The organism is Streptomyces sp. NPDC001787 (assembly GCF_040297465.1).
GTDB lineage: Bacteria > Actinomycetota > Actinomycetes > Streptomycetales > Streptomycetaceae > Streptomyces.
Genome location: NZ_JBEOZE010000034.1, coordinates 1 through 20,061, shown reverse-complemented (window position 1 = coordinate 20,061; position 20,061 = coordinate 1). Strand labels below are relative to the sequence as shown.

The window sequence follows — 20,061 nt, the reverse complement described above, 5'->3', positions numbered from 1 at the left end:
CGCTCGTTCTCCCCGCATCCCCGGAAGCCTCCCTTCCGCCGAAGAGTCGTTCATATGATCGCTGTCGATCCCCGCGGGGCGTGGGGATCGACAGAAGGAGGGGACCATGTCGAACATATCCAGACGGTCGCTGCTGGGGTATTCGGGGACGGCGGCAGCGGGGGCCGTGTTCGCGTCCGCCGGAACGGCCGCGGCCGAGGACACGGACGCGGACGCGGCACAGTCGACCGCGGTGGAGTTCTCGCCGGGGTCCAAGTTCGAGGCCAGCTCAAGCATGGCCGAGTCCGACCTCATGATGGAAATGACGTTCAGCGTGCGGGTGGACTGGCCCAACGGCTACCCGTCGGCGCACGACATCACCCCCCTGGAGATCGCCAACGCGCTGTCCGCGATCGCCGAGTCGAAGGGCTGGCCGCCGCTCACGTTCTACGGCCCGCAGCCCCCCGCTCCGCTGAACTGACGTACCCACGAGGAGGGCCGGGGGCGCGTCCGTTCATGGAAGCGCCCCCGGCCGCTCCGCCCCTCCCGCTCCTCTCGGCAGAAGCTTCAGGCGACAGCTTCTGCCGAGAGGGGCGGGAGGGGCTCGGTCAACACCCGACAAAGACGGTGCGGAGAAGGTCGGGTGTCCGGAGCCGGTGTCGCCCCACGATGGGGGCATGGATGACACGACCTTGGTATCCCGTTTTCTCCGCGACGGCTTCGTGAAGCTGGAGGGCGCCGTCGCGCCGCGCGTGGCCGCGGACTGTGCGCGGCTGCTGTGGCGGGAGACGGGCTGCGACCCGGACGATCCGGCGACGTGGACGCGGCCCGTGCACTGGGTGGCGGGCATGGCGCAGGGGCCGTTCGCCGCCGCGCCCAACTCCCCGTTGCTGCACCGCGCGTACGACCTGCTCGTCGGGGCCGGAGGCTGGGAGCCGCGCTACTCGCTCGGCACGTTCCCGCTGCGCTTCCCGCACGAGGAGGAGCCGGACGACGCGGGCTGGCACATCGAGGGGAGCTATCTGCCGGAGGGCGAGAGCTGGTACTTCACGAATCTGCGCTCCCGGGGCCGGGCACTGCTGATGCTGTTCCTGTTCAGCGAGGTGGGTGAACAGGACGCCCCGACCCGGATCCGGGTCGGCTCACACCTCGACGTGCCGAAGGTGCTTGAGACGTACGGGAAGGACGGGGCGAGCGGGCTGACCCTTGCGCCCGATCTGGTGGCGGCGTCCGACCACCGGCCGCTCTCCCTGGCCACCGGGTCCCCGGGCGACGTCTTCCTGTGCCATCCGTTCCTGGTGCACGCGGCGCAACCGCACCACGGGGCGCGGCCTCGCTTCATGGCCCAGCCGCCGCTGATGCCGGCCGCGCCGTATGAACTGGAGCGGGCCGACGGCGCGTACTCACCCGTGGAGATCGCGATCCGCCGGGGCCTGGGACACCACTCCCCCGGGCCGGACGGGTCCGGCACCGGCCTCGGCGCCGGGTAGGCACCTCGTGGACGCTCCGCTCCCACAGGGAGCCGGACGTCTTCTCGCGCGGCCCGCCGATCCGCTTCCCGGCGGACGGCCTGCCGGTGGACGGCATGCCGGTGGACGGTTGGAACACCTGCCCACCCGGAACGGCATCGGGATCGACCCCCTTCGCCGCCGCATCGGCGCCGCAGTGGGGCGCCGGTACGGCGGCGGGGTGGCCGGCCCGGGGTACGGCGGACCGCCGGGCAGGCCCGAGCCCGTCAGGTTGTCCCGGGAAAGTGGCAGGCGGCCTTGCGGGCGCCGGGACCCACGATGTCGAGCAGCGGTCGCTCGGTACGGCAGATGGCCTGCGCCTTCGGGCAACGCGGATGGAAGCTGCAGCCACTGGGTGGTGCGGCGGGGCTCGGCGGGTCGCCGAGCAGAAGGATCCGTTCCCGGCGCCGCTCCGCCGCCGGGTCCGGCAGGGGAACGGCCGAGAGCAGCGCCCGGGTATAGGGGTGGGCGGGCGTGTCGTACACCTCGTGCTTGTCGCCGATCTCGACGATGCGGCCCAGGTACATCACCGCCACGCGGTCGCACACCCGTTTCACGACGGACAGGTCGTGGGCGATGAAGAGGAAGGACAGGCCCAGTTCGTGGCGCAGGCGCTCCATCAGGTTGACGACCTGGGCCTGGACGGACACGTCGAGCGCGGAGACCGGTTCGTCGGCGACGATCAGGCGGGGGCCGGTCGCGAGGGCGCGGGCGATGCCGATGCGCTGCGCCTGGCCACCGGAGAACTGGTGCGGATGCCGGTCGAGATGCTGGGCACCCAGGCCCACCAGGTCCAGCAGTTCGGCGGCCTTCTCCCGGGCGGCCCGGTCCGTGCTGCCCTGCACCAGCAGCGGTTCGGCGATGATCCGGGCGACCGTCTGCCGGGGGTTCAGCGAGGCATAGGGGTCCTGGAAGATGATCTGGAGATGGCGGCGGGTGGGCCGCAGCCTGCGCGGGGACAGATGGGTGATGTCCTGACCGTCGAACTCGACGGTGCCGGCGGTGGGTTCCAGCAGCCTGACCAGCATCCGGCCGGTGGTGGACTTGCCGCAGCCGGACTCTCCGACCAGGCCGAGGGTTTCACCCGCGGCGAGTTCGAAATCGACGCCGTCCACCGCGCGGACCGGTGCCGCGGGGCGCCCCAGGACGCGGCGGCCCGGGAAGGTCTTCACCAGGTCGCGTACGGACAGCAGGGGCGTCGTCCCCCCGGCCGCGGGGGCGGTTCCCGGGGCAGCGGCCGGTGCGGCTCCTTCCTCCCGTGAACGCGGGGGTGTGTGAGTGGACTTCGGGAGCGGGGGTTTCATCGGGCCTCCTCGGCCGGTACGGCGGCCCTGCCGGGCGAACCGGGGTGCGACGTGCCGGGGACGGCCGTCAGGGGCAGATGACAGGCGACCAGCCGCCCGCCCTCGCCGGGAACGTCCCTCGGCAGGGGCTTCTCCTCCGCGCAGCGGGTCCGCTCGGGCTCGGTGGCCTCGGCCGCCCGTGGGCAGCGGGGCGCGAAGGGGCAGCCCGGTATCGGTTCCGCGGGCGAGGGCGGGCTGCCGGGAATGGCGCGCAGCGGTGCGTCGTCGGGATCGTCCAGCCGGGGCAGGGAGTCCAGGAGGCCTCGGGTGTAGGGGTGCGCGGGGCTGCGGAAGAGGTCATCGACCGTTGCCTGTTCGGCGCCGCGCCCCCCGTACATGACGAGGACGTCATGGGCGACGCGCGCCACCACACCCAGGTCGTGGGTGATCATCAGAACACCCAGTCCCCGTTCCTGCTGGAGCCGGGCGATCAGTTCGAGGATCTGCGCCTGGACGGTGACGTCGAGCGCGGTGGTCGGTTCGTCGGCGATCAGCAGTTCGGGTTCGCAGGAGAGAGCCATGGCGATCATGGCGCGCTGGCGCATACCGCCGGAGAACTGGTGCGGATATTCTCCCGCCCGGCGTGCCGGTTCGGGGATGCCGACCTCGCCGAGCATGTCCACGGCCCGTTTGCGGGCGACCCGCCGGCCGCTGCCGAAGTGGTGGCGGTGGGCCTCGGCGATCTGCTCGCCGACCGTGTAGGCGGGGTGCAGCGCGGACAGCGGATCCTGGAAGACCATGGCCATCCGGCGCCCGCGCAGCCGGCCGAACCGGCGGTCGGTCAGGTCGAGGAGTTCCTGTCCGGCGAAGGTGATCGACCCGCTCACCCGGGCTCGGCGGTGCAGGCCCATCACGGCCAGGGAGGTGACCGACTTGCCCGAGCCGGATTCGCCGACCAGGCCCAGGGTACGGCCGGCCTCCACGGCGAAGGAGACTCCGTCGACCGCTTGGACCGCTCCGGTGGGGGTGTCGAAGGCGACCCGCAGATCGCGGACGCGCAGCAGGGGTTGGGCCGGTTCAGTGGTGGTCCGCACGGTTCAGTTCCTCACCCTGGGGTCGACGACGGCGTACAGAAGGTCGATGACGACGTTGGCGGCCACGATGAAGAACGCCGCCAGCAGCGTGACGCCGAGCACGACGGGCTGGTCGGAGCGTTGGAGGGCGTCGTAGAACAGCCGGCCCACACCGGGGATGCCGAAGATGGACTCGGTGATGACGGCTCCGGCCAGCAGCGCGCCGAGGTCCATGCCGAAGAGCGTGAGCACCGGCATCAGCGCGGAGCGCAGTCCGTGTTTGACCACGACGACGCGGGCGGGCATGCCCTTGGCGCGGGCGGTCCGGATGTACGGCTGTGCCATCGTCTCGATCATCGAACTGCGGCTCTGGCGGGCGTACATCGCGGCGTAGAGCAGCGCCAGGGCGGTCCACGGCAGCACCAGGTTGGTCGCCCAGCCCAGGGGGTCGTCGGTGAGCGGTACGTAGGTGGGGTAGGGCAGCAGCCCGGTCAGCCTGACCAGGCCGTACAGGAGCATCACCGCGGTGAAGTAGACGGGCAGCGAGGCGGTGGCCACGGCGCCGACCATGAGTGTGCGGTCGAGCAGTCCTCCCTTTCGCAGGGCGGCGGTCACTCCGGCGCTCAGCCCGAGCACCAGCCACAGGCAGGCGGCGCCGAAGGCCAGGGAGGCGGAGACGGGCAGGCGGTCCATCAACAGGTCCCACACCGGCAGGGCGTTCTCGTAGGAGTAGCCGAGGCAGGGGAAGCCGCACTGCAGCGCGTGGGGGCCGCTGCCGAGCTCCCGGCCGGTGAAGATCCCGACGAGATAGTCGCCGAACTGTCTCCAGACGGGCTGGTCGAGCCCCATGAAGTGGCGTACCTCGGCCAGGCGTTCGGGGCTGCACGTCTTGCCGCACGCCGCTGCCGCGGGATCGGCGGGCAGCAGGTAGAAGATGACGAAGGTGACGGCGCAGATGGCGAGCAGGACTCCGGCGACGCCGAGTCCTCTGCGGACCAGGTAGGCGATCACGGGCGGCCTCCCTGGGGGTCGAGGATGTCGCGCAGGGCATCGCCGAGCACCGTGAAGGCGAGGACGGCGACGAAGAGGAAGGCACTGGGAACGATGAAGTACATCGGGTCCGTCTCGTAATAGGTGACGGCCTCGGCGATCATCTGGCCCCAGGAGGAGGTGGGCGGGCGCACGCCCACCCCGAGGAAGCTGAGCGCCGCCTCCGTACTGATCATTCCGGGGATCAGCAGTGTGGTGTACGCGATGATGGGCCCGGAGATGTTGGGCAGGACCTGCCGGGTGAGGATGCGCCACGGTCCGGAGCCGCAGGCACGGGCGGCCTCGACATACTCGCGGTGGCGCAGGGAAAGGGCCTCGGCACGGACGACCCGGGCGATGCCCGGCCAGCCGAAGACACCGATGACGACGGTCATCAGCACCACCCGGTTGACGTCCTGGGCCACCGACATCATCGCGATCATGAAGATGAGCGAGGGGAAGGACATGGTCAGGTCCATCAGCCGGCTCAGGACGGTATCGATACGGCCACCGAAGTAGCCGGCCGCGATGCCTGCGGCGGTGCCGGTGACGACGACGATCGCGGTGGCGGCGAAGGCGATCGTCAAGGACACCTGGGCGCCGTGGACCACGCGGGCGAACAGGTCGCGGCCGGTGACCGGTTCCACGCCGAGCCAGTGTTCGGCGCCCATGCCGCCGAGCGGGCCGCGGGGCAGGCCACCGAGGTAGGGGTCGATGGCGGAGGGGTCGAAGGCGGTCGGCGACCAGCCGCCCAGCCGGCTGAGCAGGGGCGCGGCGAGGGCGACCAGGATCAGCAGCGCGGCGGCCAGCAGGGCGGTACGGCTGCCGCGGTCGCTCCACAGCCGGCGCCAGGTGGTCCGCCAGGGAGCGTCGGGCGGTGGGGAGCCGGGTCCATCGGCCGCCGGGGCGTCGCCCGGTCCGGCGGTCTGCGCGGTGAGGCTCATGATGTTGTGTCCTCGCCCTTTCAGCCCTGGCTCCGGGAGGGGTCCTTCAGGCCGATGACCGCGAAGTCGAACTGGCCGGTCCAGGAGGGGTGTCCGAAGGCTCCGGCGATGTTCTCGCCGACGAGCAGCGGCTTGCGCTCCCAGAGCAGGGGGACGGCCGGGGACTTGCGCTGGATCACCGTGTCCAGCTCGGCCCAGGCCTTGTCGGCGGCAGCCGCGTCGGGCATCGCGGCGATCTCGTCCATGCGCTTCTCGACGGCTTTGTCGCGGAACTGGGAGACGTTGCCCTGGTTGCCCTTGGGCTTGATGGTGCGGCCGTCGAAGACGAACGGCAGGAAGGTGGCGGCGGACGGGTAGTCGGGGCACCATCCGCTGATCGCCATGTCCGGGGCGTTGGCGGTGTCGCCGATGGTGTCGTAGTAGACCGAGGGGTCGGCGGTCTCGATCCGAAGCCGCACGCCGACCCGGGACAGGCTCTGCTGGAGGGCCTCGGCGCGGTTCTTGTCGCCCGTGGACACGGTGATCGTCGTGTCGAAGCCGTCGGGCTTGCCCCCCTCGGCGAGGAGCTTCTCGGCCCGCTTCACGTCGCCGGTGGCGGACCGGCCGTGGACCGGGTCGGCGGCCTTGCCGCCCATGAGGGACGGCGGCAGATAGCCGGTGGCGATGTCGTTGAGGGCAGGTCCGCCGTTGGCGGTGACCTGCGCCTCCTTGTCGACGGCGTACTGCATCGCCTGACGCAGCTTCAGGTTGTCGAAGGGCGGCCGGGAGGTGTTCAGCGCGAGCATGTCGGTGCAGCCGGTGCGCTCGGCGGACAGCCGCTGCTTGACCTCGGGCCGCGGAAGGACCTTGGCGACGCTGGCGGGCTGCAGGTCGGACCACTCGACCGCGGAGGCGTCGGCGCCCGCGCCCGCGATGATCCGGTCGTCGATCTGGCCGCCCTTGAGGCCCTGGATCACGACGATCCGGTCGGGGTAGGCCTTGCGCACCGAGTCGGTCGCCGCGTCCCAGTGGGGATTGCGGACCAGCACCATCTTCTTGCCGCGCGCATAGCTCTCGATGCGGTACGGCCCGGAGGAGAAGGGCCGCAGGTCGTACTGGACACCCTTCTCCCGGGACTCGGGCACGGGCGAGAAGGTGGAGAGCGTGACCGTGGAGGAGAACTCGGCGACCGGTCTGCGCAGCGAGAAGACGATGGTGCGGTCGTCGGGGGTGCTGATCGAGTCGAGGTGCTTGCCGCCCAGCGGCCCGTCGTATCCCTCGGCACCCGCCAGGTAGCGCTGGGCGTAGTCGGGGCCGCCGGCGAGATCCGGGGCGAAGGAGCGTTCCACGTTGTACTTGATGTCCCGCGCCCGTATGGGCGTGCCGTCCTCGTAGACGAGGCCGGGCTTGAGGGTGAAGGTCCAGGTACGGCCGCCGTCGGAGGGCGTGCCGAGGTCGGTCGCGAGGTCCGGGACGATTTCGCCGCCCTTCTCGCCGGGAGCGGCCCGGAAGGTGGTCAGGGTGCGGTAGAGCAGCCTGGTGCCGAAGTCCATGGCCGGCAGGACCCAGTTGCGGGCCGGATCCAGGTGGGCGAAGTCCTGGTTGGACAGCACCGTCAGGGTGCCGCCCCGCTTCGGAGTGCCACCGATGACGGTGCCGGTGGCCACGCCGGGCTGTCCCTTCTCCGAGCCGCGGTCGTCACCTCCCTGAGCGGTGCAGGCGCCCAGCAGGGCCAGGGAGAGCGTGGCGCTCAGGGATGCGGACAGCGCACGGGTGCGACGGGACATGGGGGCACTCCTCGGTACAGGTACGGGGAAGACACGGCAGACGCGGAACAGGCCGGATGGAAGGGATGGTCCGGAGGGATCTCGTGATCCGGGGTGGCCGGACGGCCCGGGGCAGGCGCTGCGGACCGTCAGGCCCGGGGCAACTGCTGGGGCGCGTGGTGTGTGACCTGTAAAATAGTAATGTGACATTGCACAGCCAAGGAGTAGGTCACCCTGTTACCGAACCGTGTCCCGGAGCCCCGGCCTCCGGGAGCGCCGCGACCCGGCGCGCACGCCGGTGTCCTGATACCGCCGACGGCGCGGAATCCCTCGCCGTCGCGCCGCCCGCACGGCCGGCGGGATCGGGGGCTGGGTGGTCCACTCCCGGACGGCGGACCGACTGCCGGAGGCGCCCCGCGCCGTCCCGCGGCGGACGATGAGGGGGTTCTGCGCAACGTGACATTGTATAGTGCGGGGACAAACCGCTGAAAGGGAATGCATGAGTGGGCTGACGTCCCGCAAACTCCTCTCGGTGCAGGAGCACCTGCGCGACCGGGTGGCCAACGCCCTGCGCGCCGCGCTGATCTCGGGAGATCTCCAGCCCGGCGTGATCTACTCGGCGCCCACGCTGGCCGCCGAGTACGGCGTCTCCGCCACGCCCGTGCGCGAGGCGATGCTGGATCTGGCCCGCGAGGGCCTGGTCGAGGCGGTGCGCAACAAGGGGTTCCGGGTCACCGAACTCTCCGACCGCGACCTGGACGAGTACACCGAGATCCGCGCGCTCATCGAGATCCCCACCATCGGCCGCGTGGCCCGGTCCGCCTCACGCGAGCAGTTGGAGGCGCTGCGCCCGGTGGCCGAGGAGATCGTGGCCGCCGCCGACCGGGGCGACCTGATCGCCTACCTGGAGTCGGACCGCCGCTTCCATCTCGATCTGCTCGCCCTCGCGGGCAACGCCCGTCTGGTGGAGACGGTGGCCGAACTGCGCAAGCGCTCCCGGCTCTACGGGCTCGCCGATCTGTCCCAGGAAGGTTCGCTGGCGGGTTCGGCGCAGGAGCACACCGCGCTTCTGGACATCATGATCGCCGGCGATGCGGCGGGTGCCGAGGAGCATATGCGCAGCCATCTCGCACATGTGCGGACCCTGTGGTCGGCGCGGAAGCGGGAAGCCGAGCACGTGTCCCCGGCCCCCGGACGCGGAATCCACTGACACCGGGGCCCGGACGCAAAGTCCGCCGACGCGGAACCCGCTGACGCCGGGGCCCGTCCGGTACGGCCGGTGGTCCGACCGGATCAGGCGCCCACGGACCCGACGGTCGGGTCAGGTGCAGGTCCGTTCCTCCGGCGTTCCCCCCTTCCACCGGTAGGCCGCGACGGCGACCACCAGGTCCTGCCAGGCCATTCCGCACGTCTTCACGACCAGCGGCCGGCCGGCCGGGGCGACGGCCCGCGAGGAGATCAGGTCCGCCATGGTCACCAGCGAGTCCGGGGTGAGCGAGCCCTCGCGCATCGCCATCACCACATCGCCCGCCTCGCGGAGGGCGGTCTCCCGGCTCTCCACGACGACTGTCGCACGGCCCATCAGCGCGCCGTCGAGCTCCCGTACGTCCGGTTCGTGCGAGCCGACCGCGAGTACCACCGCGCCGTCGCGCACCAGACGTCCGTCGACCACCGGTTCGCGGGCGGAGGTCGCGGTGACGACGACATCCGCGCGGGACACCGGGCCGGCCGTTTCCGCGCCGTCCGCCGTCGTATGCCGGTCCGCCCAGCCGGGCACGGGTCCCCCGCGCCGGGTGACGACCGTGACATCGGCCACCGGGACGTGGGCCCGGACGGTGGCGACGTGTCCCTCGCCCTGCGGGCCCGCGCCGAAGACCACCAGACGCAGGCCCCCGCAGTCGTCCGCGAGCGCGCGCAGCCGGTCCAGGCAGGCCGCGACCGAGACGGCCGGGGTCCGCAGGGTCGTCAGCGCCACCCCGTCCAGGATCGCCACCGGGGTCAGGGTCTCGCTGTCGTGCAGCAGATACGTGGCGTTGATGCGCCGCAGCCCGCGCGCGGCGTTGCCCGGCGCGACGGTCGCGATCTTCACACCGAACCAGCCGCCGGATTCCGAGGGCATGAGCAGTCCCTGACCATGTGCCAGCGGAATGATCGCCCGCGGCACGCCGCCCTCCGGGTCGAGCCCCCCGGCCAGCGCTTCCCGGACCGCGGCGACCGCGCCGGCCGGACCGAGCGCGAACACGTCCTTCTCGTCGAGCATCGTCGTCATCGCAGCACGAACCCCGGCAGGAGGGTGTCGTCGGGGTCGACGGTGAAACGGCAGGTCCCGGTGGCGTACGCCGTGCCCGTCACGGCCGGGACGACCGCGGGGAGGCCGTGGGCGGTGGTCAGGCGCGCGATCCTGGCGTGGAAGACCGACCCCACCACCGACTCGTGCAGCAGTTCGTCGCCGGGGTGCAGTTGTCCGGCGTCGGCGAGCAGCGCGACCCGGGCCGCGGTCCCCGAGCCGCACGGGGAGCGGTCGACCTCACCGTCCGCGAACACGGTGACATTGCGGTGGTGCAACCGCCGGGTGCCGTCGGACCGGTGGGCCGGCGGGCCGGCCTCCTCGGTGAACACCGTCCCGTAGACCCCGGACAGCCGGGGGTCCTCCGGGTGTTCGGCCGCGCCGGCCGCGTTCAGCGCGTCGCGGATCTCGCGGCCCGCCGCGATGAGCCGGGGAATGTCCTCCGGCCGGACCAGCAGCCCGAACCGCTCGGCCGGAAGCACCGCGTACATGGCGCCGCCGAAGGCGATGTCCACGGCGACGGTCCCGCGCGAGGTCGCCACCTCGACGCCGCGCGCGTGGACGTAGCCGGGGACGTTGATGAACGTCACGTCCGCGACCCGGCCGCCGACCGTGCGCACGCTCGCCGTGACGCGGCCGGAGGGTACGTCGATCACGACGTCCGTCGTTCCGTCGGCGGACGCCGGGACCAGGCCCGAGGCGACCGCCCACGCTCCGAGGGCGATCGTGCCGTGGCCGCAGGCCGTGGAGAATCCGTCCTTGTGCCAGAAGAGGGCGCCGAGGTGGGCGCCGTCGTCGTCCGGCGGCACCAGGAAGGCCCCGTACATGTCGGCGTGGCCGCGTGGTTCGCCGCACAGCAGGGCCCGCGTCCACTGGACCTCGTCGCTGGCCATGGCGGCCGTGCGCCGCTCGGCGACGGTGAGCCCGGCCCGGGTCACGACGGGCGGGGCCTGCGGCACGATCCGGAACGGTTCGCCCCCGGTGTGCCAGTCCACCGTCTCGATCGGTTCGGTGCGCAGCGGCCCGCGCGGCCCCGCCGCCGGTTCCGCCCTCCTGTTCCCTTGCGGTGTGTCAGCCACCGTCGGACTCTCCCTTGTCACTCGATCACGCTCCTTGATGTGTCGCTGTCCGCGTGTTTGTGGCCCGGTCGGCCGTGCGGCGTCCGGGCAGAGCGGCGCGGCGGGCCGGACGCCGCACGGTGTCCGGCCCGCCGCGTACGCCCCTCGGCCGGTTCACATGGTGAACCCGGCCGGGAAGGGGTCCGCGGGATCGAGCAGGTACTGCGCGGTGCCCGTGATCCAGGCGCGGCCGGTGACGGAGGGCAGTACGGCGGGCCGGCCGCCGACCGTGGTCTCTCCCAGGATCCGGCCGGTGAAGCGGGAACCGATGAAGGACTCGTTGACGATGTCCCGTCCGGTCGTCAGCAGCCCCCGCGCGTGCAGTTGCGCCATCCGGGCGCTGGTTCCCGTCCCGCACGGCGAGCGGTCGAACCACCCGGGGTGGACCGCCATGGCGTGCCGCGAGTGCCCGGCGGTCGAGCCGGGCGCCTCCAGATAGACGTGATGACAGACGTCTATCGCGGGATCCTCCGGATGGGCCACCGGGTTCTGCGCGTTGATCGCCTCCATGACGGCCACGCCCGCGTCGAGCAGCCGCTGCTTCTCCACCCGGGCGAAGGGGATGCCGAGGTCCTCGGTGCGCACGAAGGCGCAGAAGTTGCCGCCGTAGGCGATGTCGTAGCGGACCGGGCCGAAGCCCTCGACCTCGACCACCTGGTCCAGCGCGTGGCTGTAGGACGCGACGTTCTCCAGGGTGACCGACTCGGCGCGGCCGTCCCGCACGGCGACCCGAGCCGTGACCAGCCCGGCGGGGGTGTCGAGGCGGATGAGGGTCTCCGGCTCGACCGCCTCGACCATGCCCGTCTCCACGAGAACCGTCGCCACGCCGATGGTGCCGTGCCCGCACATGGGCAAGCACCCGGAGACCTCGATGTACAGAACGCCGAAGTCGGCGTCCGGCCGGGTCGGGGGCTGGAGTATCGCTCCGGACATGGACGCGTGTCCGCGCGGCTCGCACATGAGCAGGGTGCGCAGCCGGTCGCGTCGCTCGACGAACAGCTGCCGCCGCTCGGCCATCGTCGCGCCCGGCAGGACGCCGACCCCGCCGGTGATGACCCGGGTCGGCATCCCCTCGGTGTGCGAGTCGACGGCGTGGTAACAGGCGACCGAACGCATCTCAGTTCACTCCGGCGTCGATGAGGGCCTGGGTGGCGGCGCGCACGAAGGCCTCGGTCTCGGGGGCCAGCGCCTGCCGGGGCGGACGGCAGGCGCCGCCGGTCCGGCCGATCATGTCCTGGCCGAGCTTGATGGCCTGTACGAACTCGGTGTTGCTGTCCCAGCGCAGCACGGAGTGAAGCCGGCGGTAGAGCGGGAGCGCGGTGTCGAGATCGCCTGCCAGCGAGGCGTTGTAGAGGTCGAGGCAGGCGCGCGGGAAGATCTGGGGGTAGCCCGCGACCCAGCCCTTGGCGCCGGCGAGACCGACTTCCACGAGGGTGTCGTCGGTGCCGACCAGGAGATCGAGCCCGGGGGCCAGCTCACTGATGGCGTAGCAGCGCCGGACGTCGCCGGAGAACTCCTTCACGCCCACGATGTAACCCTCGGCGTGCAGCTTGGCCAGCAGCTCCGGGCGCAGGTCGACCTTGGTGTCGATGGGGTTGTTGTAGGCGGTGACGGGGAGTCCGGCGGAGGCCACCATCCGGTAGTGCTCCAGGACGGCGCGGTCATCTGCTCTGTAGGCGTTGGGCGGCAGGCACATGACGGCGTGGCAGCCGGCGTCCTTGGCGAACTGCGCGTGCCGCTTCGCCTCGACCGCGCCGTAGGCTCCCACACCCGGCATGACGGTGAAGCCCTCGGGGGCGTTCGCGACGGCGGTCTCCACGACGCGGTCGCGTTCCTCGTAGGTCAGGGTCTGGTACTCGCCCAGCGAGCCGTTGGGCGCGACGCCGTGGAGGCCCTGTTCGGCGAGCCAGGCGACGTTGTCCCCGAAGGCACCGTGGTCGACGGCGAGGTCACGGTCGAACGGAAGGCTCGTCGCGACGATGACGCCGTGCCAGGGCATGCGGTTCTGGTTCATGTGAACTCCTCAGGTGTGATCGGTGGTGGACTCGTCGATACCGGCGAGCCCACCGAGGGTGATGGGGGTCGCGATCAGCCGTTCCGCGGATGCGTACGGCTGATCACGGGCCACGAGGCAGTGCACGGCGGGCCCGCACATCCGGCCCTGGCACCACCCCATGCCGGCCCTGGTCAGCTGTTTGACCTGCCGGTGGTCGGACGCCGATCCGTCGGCGTGGGCGGCTCTCACCGCCCCTGCGGTGACCTCCTCGCACCGGCAGACCAGCGTGTCGTCGGTCAGCCACGCGGACCAGGCAGGTGGCAGGGGGTGCGCCTGCGCCATCGCGCGGGCGAAGTCCCGGTGTCTGGCCACCGCGGCACGCTTCGCGGCCAGGCGCCGGACGTTCGGCAGGCCGGGCGCCCGCAGGTCGGTGAGCACCGACACCGCGGCGATCGCGCCCTCGTTCACCGCGAGCGCGGCACCGCCGACGCCGCAGGTCTCGCCCGCCGCGTAGAGGCCGGGCACGCCGGTGCGCTGTCCGTCGTCGACGGCGGCGGCCATGGTGCCGTCGCCCGCGTCGGCGAGGGAGCAGCCGAGGGGGACGAGGAGGTCGAGCTGGGGTGCGAAGCCCCAGCCGACTCCCACGGTGTCGGCCTCGATCCGGCGCTCGGTACCCGGGAGCGGGGTGCCGTCGGCGTCCAGGGAGGCGACGCGCACCATGGCGACCCTTCCGTCGCCTTCGGCGCCGACGATCGCGGTGCGGGTACGGACAGGGACGCGGTGCCGGGCGAGTGTGCCCGCGTACTGTGCGGCCTCGGCCCACTTGGCGGGGTTGCGCAACAGCGGTACGGGGTGTCGCAGCCAGGCCGAGGGCGAGGCCGCCTCGCACACCGCGGCGACCTCGGCCCCGCGCGCGGCGAGGGCCGCGGCCACCGGCAGCAGGAACGGTCCCGTACCGCCGAGCACCACCCGGCGGCCGGCGGCGACTCCCCCGCCCTTGAGCAGCGCTTGGAGACCCCCGATGGTGAGCACACCGGGCAGATCCCAGCCCGGGAAGGGAAGTTGGCGATCGTAGGCGCCGGTCGCCACCAGCAGTGCCGGGGCGTGCAGCGATACGGCGGTCTCCTCGGGCGCCCGGCTCCGGTCCACGGCGTGGACGGTGAACCCATCGCCCTCACGGACCGCGCTCCACGCGTGGTGGTTCAGCAGCAGTGTGAGCCGGCCGGTGCGCGCGTGGGCGGACAGTGTCGCGCTCAGCGCCCGGTACTCGCGCAGTCCGTGGTGCAGATCCGCGGTCGGGATGGCCTCACGCGCCTGTCGAGGGGGGTGGCGCCAGAACTGGCCGCCCAGGGCCGCTCCCGAGTCGACGAGAGCGACGCGCAGTCCACCGCTCAGGGCGGTGGCGGCAGCCGCCATGCCGGCCGGGCCCGCGCCCACCACCACAAGGTCGACGGATTCAGTCATCGTCACCCTCCCCGGTCGTGATGGCCATGCCCGTGCGGGCCTGTACGAGGCAGGCCCGTTGCCCGCCCTGTCCGTCGATGGTCACCAGACAGTCGAAACAGACACCGATCCCGCAGAAGACTCCGCGGGGCCGCTGTCCGAGCCTGGTGACCCTCCAGGCGACCCGGCCCGAGGCGACGAGCGCGGCGGCCAGGGTCTGTCCCGGCACGAACGGCAGCGGTTCGCCGTCCACGGTGAACTCGCTCATTTCGGCACACCTCCGGTGGTGAGGAATCGGTCGGGCAGGAGGCCGGTGTGGGCGGCCGGATCGGCGCCCCTCCAGGGGCGGCCGAGCAGATGTGCGGTGACCAGAGCGCCGGTTCCCGGAGCGAGGCCGACACCGGCACCCTCGTGGCCGCACGCGTGGATGACGCCCGGCACACGGGAGTCGGGGCCGATGACCGGCAGATGGTCCGGGCAGTACGGCCGGAAGCCCCGGTAGGCGCGGATCAGGTGGACGCCGCGCAGGAACGGGAACAGGCGGCACGCCTGGGCGGCGAGCGCGGCGACCACGGCGGGGTTCATGGTCGTGTCGAAGCCGACGCGTTCGCGGCTGGCGCCGATCAGAATGGTGCCCGCCCGGGTGCCCTCGACGACGCACGAGGTCTCCAGCCCCGCGTCGCCGGAGGCGACGTTGGCGACGTAGTCGGCGGAGTAGACCTTGTGCCGGATCATCGGCGGCAGCGGCTCGGTGACGAGGACGAAGCCTCGGCGCGGCAGGATCTCGACGGGGGCGCCGAGCCGTCGGCCGACTTCGCCGCCCCAGGTCCCCGCGGCGTTCACCACGGCGTCGGCGGGCAGCACGGTGCCGTCGGTGGTGCGGACTCCCGCGATCCGGCCGCCCGGTCCGGTGATCGCGGCGACGGCTTCGCCGGTGTGCGTCCGCGCGCCGCGCCGGATCGCGGCGCGCAGCAGTCCGGCTGCCGCGAGGACGGGCTGTACCTGGGCGTCCTGCGGGTAGTGGACGCCGCCGGGAAGTCCGGGCGCGATCCGCGGTTCGAGATCGCGGACGCGTTCGACGGGTTCGGTGCGGACGCCGGCTGCGGCCTGGCTCGCGGCGAACGCCCGCAGGGCGGTGAGGGCTTCGGGTGTGCTCGCGACGACCACGCCGCCCTTGGCCTCCAGTTCGAGAGTGTCCGGACCGAGTTCCTCGCCCGCCTCGTCCCACAGATCGCGGCTGAGCCGCGCCAGTTCCAGTTCGGGTCCCGGCTCCTTGTCGGAGAGGAGTACGTTGCCCTCTCCCCGGCTGGTCGTGCCGGCGCCGACGGGCCCCCGGTCGAGAACCGTGACGTCGAGGCCCGCCGCGGCGGCGTGGAACGCGCACGCGGCGCCCACAATGCCCGCACCCACGACAACAACTTTCATGGCCACCCCCTCAGTGCAATGTCACATGCCACAGCTAGGCTATACATCGGACTGATCCGAAGACAACGCCGCCGGCCGGGTGATCTTCACCCGAAGCCGCTGACGGCACGTCGTCCACCGTGCACACAGGGAGATGAATCGTTGTGAACCTGACCGGACACTCGATCCTGGCCGGCTGTGAAGCCCCCGGTACGGGGGACGCCTGGCGGGCGGTCACCGCCGCGACCGGCGAGCCGATCGGCCCTCCGCTCCGGGACGCGTCGGCGGAGCAGATCGCCGAGGCCGCCCGGCTCGCCGAGGCTGACGCCCGCGCCTTCCGCGCCCTGCCCGCCGAGCGCCGGGCGGCCTTCCTCGATGCCTGCGCCGAGGAGATCGAAGCACTCGGCGACGCCCTTGTGGACCGTGCGGCCCACGAGACCGGGCTCCCCCCGGTCCGGCTGGCCGGTGAACGGGGGCGGACCTGCGGTCAACTGCGCCTGTTCGCCGATCTGGTCAGAAGCGGAACCGCGCTCGGTGTGCGGATCGACTCCGGGGCCTCCCGGACGGATGTACGGATGCGCCGGATTCCCGTGGGTCCGGTAGCGGTGTTCGGCGCGAGCAACTTCCCGCTGGCGTTCTCGGTCGCGGGCGGAGACACCGTGTCCGCGCTGGCCGCCGGCTGCCCCGTGGTGGTCAAGGCACACCCCTCCCACCCCGGCACCAGCGAGGCGGTGGCCCGCGCCGTCACGACGGCCGCCGCACGAACAGGCATGCCGGCCGGGGTGTTCTCGCTGCTGGTGGGCCGGGGCAACGAGGCCGGGCTCGCCCTGGTCGGTGATCCACGGATCGCCGCAGTGGGCTTCACCGGCTCCCGGGCCGGTGGGCTGGCGCTGGTCGCCGCCGCGCAGTCCCGCCCGGTGCCCGTACCCGTCCACGCCGAGATGTCCGCGGTCAATCCCGTGATCATGCTCGACGGGGCCCTCGCCGAGCCGGGACCCGCGGCCGACGGATACGTGGCTTCGCTGACCAGCGGCGCGGGGCAGTTCTGCACGAACCCCGGCCTGCTGCTGCTGCCGGCCGGGCCGGCGGGCGACGGCTTCCTCTCCGCGGTGGCTCAGGCCGTGGCGAGCACAAAGGGCCAGGTCATGCTCAATCCGGGGATCTCCCGGGCCTACACCGAGGGCGTACAGCGGTGGGCGGCCGTCGAGGGCGTGCGGGAGGTGGCCCGGGGCACGGCCGGGGACGGCCCGTACGCCCCCGCCCCCGCGGTCCTCGCCTGCGACGCCGCCACGTACGCCGCGCACGAGGAACTCACCGGTGAGGTCTTCGGCGCCGCGGGGCTCGTCGTGCGCTGGTCCGGGACGGAGGAACTTCTCTCTCTTCTGGAGAATCTGGAGGGTCAGCTGACGGCCACCGTGCAGGGAACCGACGCCGATCGGGCCACGGCCCTGCGACTGCTTCCCGTGCTGGAGGAACGGGCGGGACGCATCCTGTGGGGCGGCTGGCCCACCGGGGTCGAGGTCGGCCACGCGATGGTGCACGGGGGACCGTGGCCCGCGACGAGTTCCCCCGGAACGACGAGCGTCGGCACCCTCGCCATCGAGCGCTGGCTGCGCCCGGTCTGCTACCAGTCCTTCCCCGGCCCCCTCCTGCCCCCCGAACTCCGCGACGACACCCCCCTGCCGGCCGACCGCCTCACACCTGGCGCCCAACTCCCCCACCCGCCCCGGTAGGCCTTCGGACCACCCGCGCACGACGGATCCGCCGGCTGCGGCTCAGGCGTCCGGACCGCCTCGGCCGCACCGTCGTCCTCCTCCGGCCGGCCACGGCCGCGGCGGGCCGTTCGTCGCGGGCGCGGCTCAGCCGGCGGGGGCGTCCGTCGGCCTGCCCGCCGGCCCCGGCCGGGGCCGGCGGAGCAGATACAGGCCGACGCCCAGGGCGAGGGCCGTCACCACGGCAGTGAAGATCAGGCTTGCGGTCCGCAGCCCCAGCCCGAGCGTCAGCGCTCCCACACCCACCACGGGCACGGCGATTCCGATGTAGGCGACGACGAAGTACGCCGAGAGGGTACCGCCGCGGTGCTCGCGCGGAGTGGCATCACCGACCGCCGTCAGGCCGGCCCGGAAGGCCAGCCCCTGACCGAAACCGCCGACGAGCGCACCGGCCAGCAGCAGTGGCAGCGACTCCACCACGACGGACGCGCCCACGAGCAGCAGTCCGGCCACGAGAGTCAGACATCCGGCGGGCAGCGCCCGGCGCACACCCAGCCGCCCCGTCAGCAACTGCCCCAGGGTGGAGGCGAGAAAGGCGGAGAAGGCCACCGCCCCGGACAGCGCCAGATCGTCGATCCTCAGCACCTCGGCCACAAAACTCGGTGCGATCGCGGTGAACAGGCCGAGCAGCGCGAAGCCCGCGAAAGCGGCGATCGCCGCCGAGGGGAACACTCCCCGCGCCTGAGGCGCCACGCTCATCCCCTGGGGCCGTCCGTGCGGCAGCCGCCTGGGGCGCGCCACGGTCTCGGGCAGCAGCCAGGCCGGCACACAGGCCGCGGCCACCAGGGCCAGATGCACCGCGAAGGGCAGCCGCAACGGAGCCGGAGCGTACTGCGCGAGCAGGCCGGCCAGCAGCGTGCCGCAGCCCAGGCCGCCCATGTTCGCCGCGGTGGCCGCGAATCCGGCCCGCGCCGCGCGGTCCGGCGGGGCGAGTTCCATGACGGCGGCGGTCGCCGCGCCGGTGAGCAGTCCGGCCGAGAGCCCCGACAGCAGTCGGGCCGCGAAGAGCAGGGGCAGACCGCCCTCGAACAGGAAGCACAGATCGGCGGCGGCGGCGAAACCCAGTGCGCACAGGACAACAGGACGACGGCCCACCTGGTCGGAGCAGTCGCCCGCGAGCAGGAGGGAGGCGACGACGCCGACCGCGTACACGGCGAACACCACCGTCACGATCAGCTCGGAGAACCCGATCTGGGCGCGGTAGAGCCCGTACAGCGGCGTGGGCAGGGTGGTGCCCGCCATGCCCACGGCGAACACCGCCGCCGCCACGAGGTACCCGGGGCGGCGGCTCCTGCGGTGACGTACGGTCATGCGAGCACGGTACGAGCCACCTTGCCGCAATCCGCCGCATCGGCCGGTCCCGGCGGCGGCGACCAGCCATCCGGCCCCGTGAGGACGGCCCGGCGGATCACGCAGGTCCACCCGGCGCCACAGGCGACGATCGCCCGGCGGGCCGGCGAGTCCGGGCGGCCGTCGCCGCGCGCCGCCCCACTGTCGCTGATATCAGGTACAGGCCTCGATCATGCGCGATATGCTGATGCAGATTGTGCAAGCGATTTGCAAAATGAGGAGGGTCATGGCTACGCGGGCGACCGATGTCGGGACGAACCAGAGCGTCGAACGAGCGGTCTCGGTGCTGCGCGCACTGGACTCCGGCCGGGCCGAACTGCGCGTCTCCGACGTCGCCGAGCTCACCGGACTGGGCTCGTCGACCACCTCTCGCCTGCTGTCCACCCTGGAGCGCCTCGACATGGTCGAACGCGATCCGGTCAGCAACCTCTACCGGCTCAGCCTCGGTCTCCTGACCCTCGCCGCCACCGCCACCAACCGCCACCCGGTGCACCGGGCCGCCCGCATGGTGCTCCAGGACCTCGCCACCCGCACCGGGCTCGGGGCCAACGTGGCCGTCCGCCGCGGCACCGAGCTGATGTTCCTGTGCAATTTCGAGGGAACGCGCGCCCCCAAGTCCTATACGCAGGCAGGGCATACCGCCCCGCTGCACGCCACGAGCATCGGCAAGTGCCTTCTCGCCGGACTCGCTCCCAAAGAGCGTCGCAAGCTGCTGACCGAACCGCTCGACGCGCACACCGAGTACACGACCACCAGTCACGACCTCCTCGACACGGAGATCGACACCGTCCGGCGCACCGGTTACGCCGTCGAGGCCGAGGAGCGTGCCCTGGGCCGCGCGTCCCTGGCCGCGCCCGTCCGGGACGCTTCGGGGGACGTCGTCGCCGCCATCTCCCTGTGGGGCCCCACCTCGCTGCTCGGGGACCGCTCCGACACGGAGGGGCAGCGCCTCGCCCTCGTACGAGAGGTCATCGAGGCCGCCGACGCCATCAGTCAGGCGCTCGGCGCGCTCTGACGCACACGGCGGAGGGGTGGGGGGGGGGGGGGGTGTCCAGTTGGGGCGCGCGGCCCGCGCGCGGGCTGGTAGGTGGGGCGGGGGGGGTGGTTATTGGTGGGGGGGGGGGGGCGGT

Annotated in this window: 18 protein-coding genes; 5 read left to right on the top strand and 13 right to left on the bottom strand. The window is 72.5% G+C overall.

Going from position 1 to position 20,061, the window contains the following annotated elements; all coding sequences use genetic code 11:
- Window positions 1–106 precede the first annotated feature (106 nt).
- On the top strand, window positions 107–460 hold the full coding sequence (locus tag ABT170_RS33205; RefSeq protein WP_351873618.1) for a hypothetical protein: 354 nt from the start codon (window positions 107–109) through the stop codon (window positions 458–460).
- A 196-nt stretch (window positions 461–656) separates the two neighbouring features.
- Window positions 657–1,469 carry a phytanoyl-CoA dioxygenase family protein gene (locus ABT170_RS33200; protein WP_351873615.1) on the top strand — a complete coding sequence of 271 codons (813 nt, stop codon included), beginning with the start codon at window positions 657–659 and terminating at the stop codon, window positions 1,467–1,469.
- Between the two features lie 245 nt (window positions 1,470–1,714).
- Here ABT170_RS33200 and ABT170_RS33195 read toward each other — a convergent pair whose 3' ends face one another.
- The 5 genes from ABT170_RS33195 to ABT170_RS33175 are packed head-to-tail and all read right to left on the bottom strand — an operon-like array spanning window position 1,715 to window position 7,582.
- Window positions 1,715–2,791: an ABC transporter ATP-binding protein gene (locus ABT170_RS33195; protein WP_329941832.1), complete on the bottom strand. Its 1,077-nt coding sequence runs from the start codon at window positions 2,789–2,791 to the stop codon at window positions 1,715–1,717.
- Entirely contained in the window at window positions 2,788–3,864 is a 1,077-nt protein-coding gene (locus ABT170_RS33190; protein WP_351873612.1) for an ABC transporter ATP-binding protein, read from the bottom strand. The genes ABT170_RS33195 and ABT170_RS33190 overlap by 4 nt, the downstream gene beginning before the upstream one ends.
- Window positions 3,865–3,867: 3 nt before the next feature.
- Complete coding sequence (locus ABT170_RS33185) at window positions 3,868–4,854, bottom strand: ABC transporter permease (protein ID WP_329941830.1); 987 nt, start codon at window positions 4,852–4,854, stop codon at window positions 3,868–3,870.
- Entirely contained in the window at window positions 4,851–5,816 is a 966-nt protein-coding gene (locus ABT170_RS33180; RefSeq protein ID WP_329941829.1) for an ABC transporter permease, read from the bottom strand. The genes ABT170_RS33185 and ABT170_RS33180 overlap by 4 nt, the downstream gene beginning before the upstream one ends.
- A gap of 20 nt (window positions 5,817–5,836) precedes the next feature.
- A complete protein-coding gene (locus tag ABT170_RS33175) occupies window positions 5,837–7,582 on the bottom strand; it encodes an ABC transporter substrate-binding protein (RefSeq protein ID WP_329941828.1) in 1,746 nt (581 codons plus the stop codon).
- A 478-nt stretch (window positions 7,583–8,060) separates the two neighbouring features.
- Between ABT170_RS33175 and ABT170_RS33170 the strand changes: the two genes are divergently transcribed.
- Window positions 8,061–8,771 (top strand): GntR family transcriptional regulator, encoded by a 711-nt coding sequence (locus ABT170_RS33170; RefSeq protein ID WP_329941827.1) that lies wholly within the window; start codon window positions 8,061–8,063, stop codon window positions 8,769–8,771.
- Between the two features lie 111 nt (window positions 8,772–8,882).
- Here ABT170_RS33170 and ABT170_RS33165 read toward each other — a convergent pair whose 3' ends face one another.
- The 7 genes from ABT170_RS33165 to ABT170_RS33135 form a co-directional block, all read right to left on the bottom strand.
- A complete protein-coding gene (locus tag ABT170_RS33165; RefSeq protein WP_351873607.1) occupies window positions 8,883–9,830 on the bottom strand; it encodes an ornithine cyclodeaminase family protein in 948 nt (315 codons plus the stop codon).
- On the bottom strand, window positions 9,827–10,867 hold the full coding sequence (locus tag ABT170_RS33160; protein WP_351873743.1) for a proline racemase family protein: 1,041 nt from the start codon (window positions 10,865–10,867) through the stop codon (window positions 9,827–9,829). Before ABT170_RS33160 ends, ABT170_RS33165 begins: the two co-directional genes overlap by 4 nt.
- 213 nt (window positions 10,868–11,080) lie before the next feature.
- Complete coding sequence (locus tag ABT170_RS33155; protein WP_329941825.1) at window positions 11,081–12,082, bottom strand: proline racemase family protein; 1,002 nt, start codon at window positions 12,080–12,082, stop codon at window positions 11,081–11,083.
- Between the two features lies 1 nt (window position 12,083).
- Window positions 12,084–12,980: a dihydrodipicolinate synthase family protein gene (locus ABT170_RS33150; protein WP_329941824.1), complete on the bottom strand. Its 897-nt coding sequence runs from the start codon at window positions 12,978–12,980 to the stop codon at window positions 12,084–12,086.
- 9 nt (window positions 12,981–12,989) lie between these two features.
- On the bottom strand, window positions 12,990–14,426 hold the full coding sequence (locus ABT170_RS33145) for an FAD-dependent oxidoreductase (protein WP_351873602.1): 1,437 nt from the start codon (window positions 14,424–14,426) through the stop codon (window positions 12,990–12,992).
- The gene (locus tag ABT170_RS33140; RefSeq protein WP_329941822.1) at window positions 14,419–14,673 is read right to left on the bottom strand and encodes a (2Fe-2S)-binding protein; all 255 of its coding nucleotides are present in this window, start codon (window positions 14,671–14,673) and stop codon (window positions 14,419–14,421) included. Before ABT170_RS33140 ends, ABT170_RS33145 begins: the two co-directional genes overlap by 8 nt.
- Window positions 14,670–15,830: an NAD(P)/FAD-dependent oxidoreductase gene (locus ABT170_RS33135; RefSeq protein WP_351873599.1), complete on the bottom strand. Its 1,161-nt coding sequence runs from the start codon at window positions 15,828–15,830 to the stop codon at window positions 14,670–14,672. The genes ABT170_RS33140 and ABT170_RS33135 overlap by 4 nt, the downstream gene beginning before the upstream one ends.
- Window positions 15,831–15,979: 149 nt before the next feature.
- On the opposite strand from ABT170_RS33135, the gene ABT170_RS33130 reads away from it, so the two are divergent.
- Complete coding sequence (locus ABT170_RS33130) at window positions 15,980–17,542, top strand: aldehyde dehydrogenase (NADP(+)) (RefSeq protein WP_502970601.1); 1,563 nt, start codon at window positions 15,980–15,982, stop codon at window positions 17,540–17,542.
- Between the two features lie 126 nt (window positions 17,543–17,668).
- Here the strand turns inward: ABT170_RS33130 and ABT170_RS33125 are convergent, their stop codons facing one another.
- On the bottom strand, window positions 17,669–18,892 hold the full coding sequence (locus ABT170_RS33125) for an MFS transporter (protein WP_351873593.1): 1,224 nt from the start codon (window positions 18,890–18,892) through the stop codon (window positions 17,669–17,671).
- A gap of 265 nt (window positions 18,893–19,157) precedes the next feature.
- Here ABT170_RS33125 and ABT170_RS33120 point away from each other — a divergent pair, with 265 nt between their 5' ends.
- Complete coding sequence (locus ABT170_RS33120) at window positions 19,158–19,946, top strand: IclR family transcriptional regulator (protein WP_329941818.1); 789 nt, start codon at window positions 19,158–19,160, stop codon at window positions 19,944–19,946.
- The last annotated feature ends 115 nt before the right edge of the window (window positions 19,947–20,061 follow it).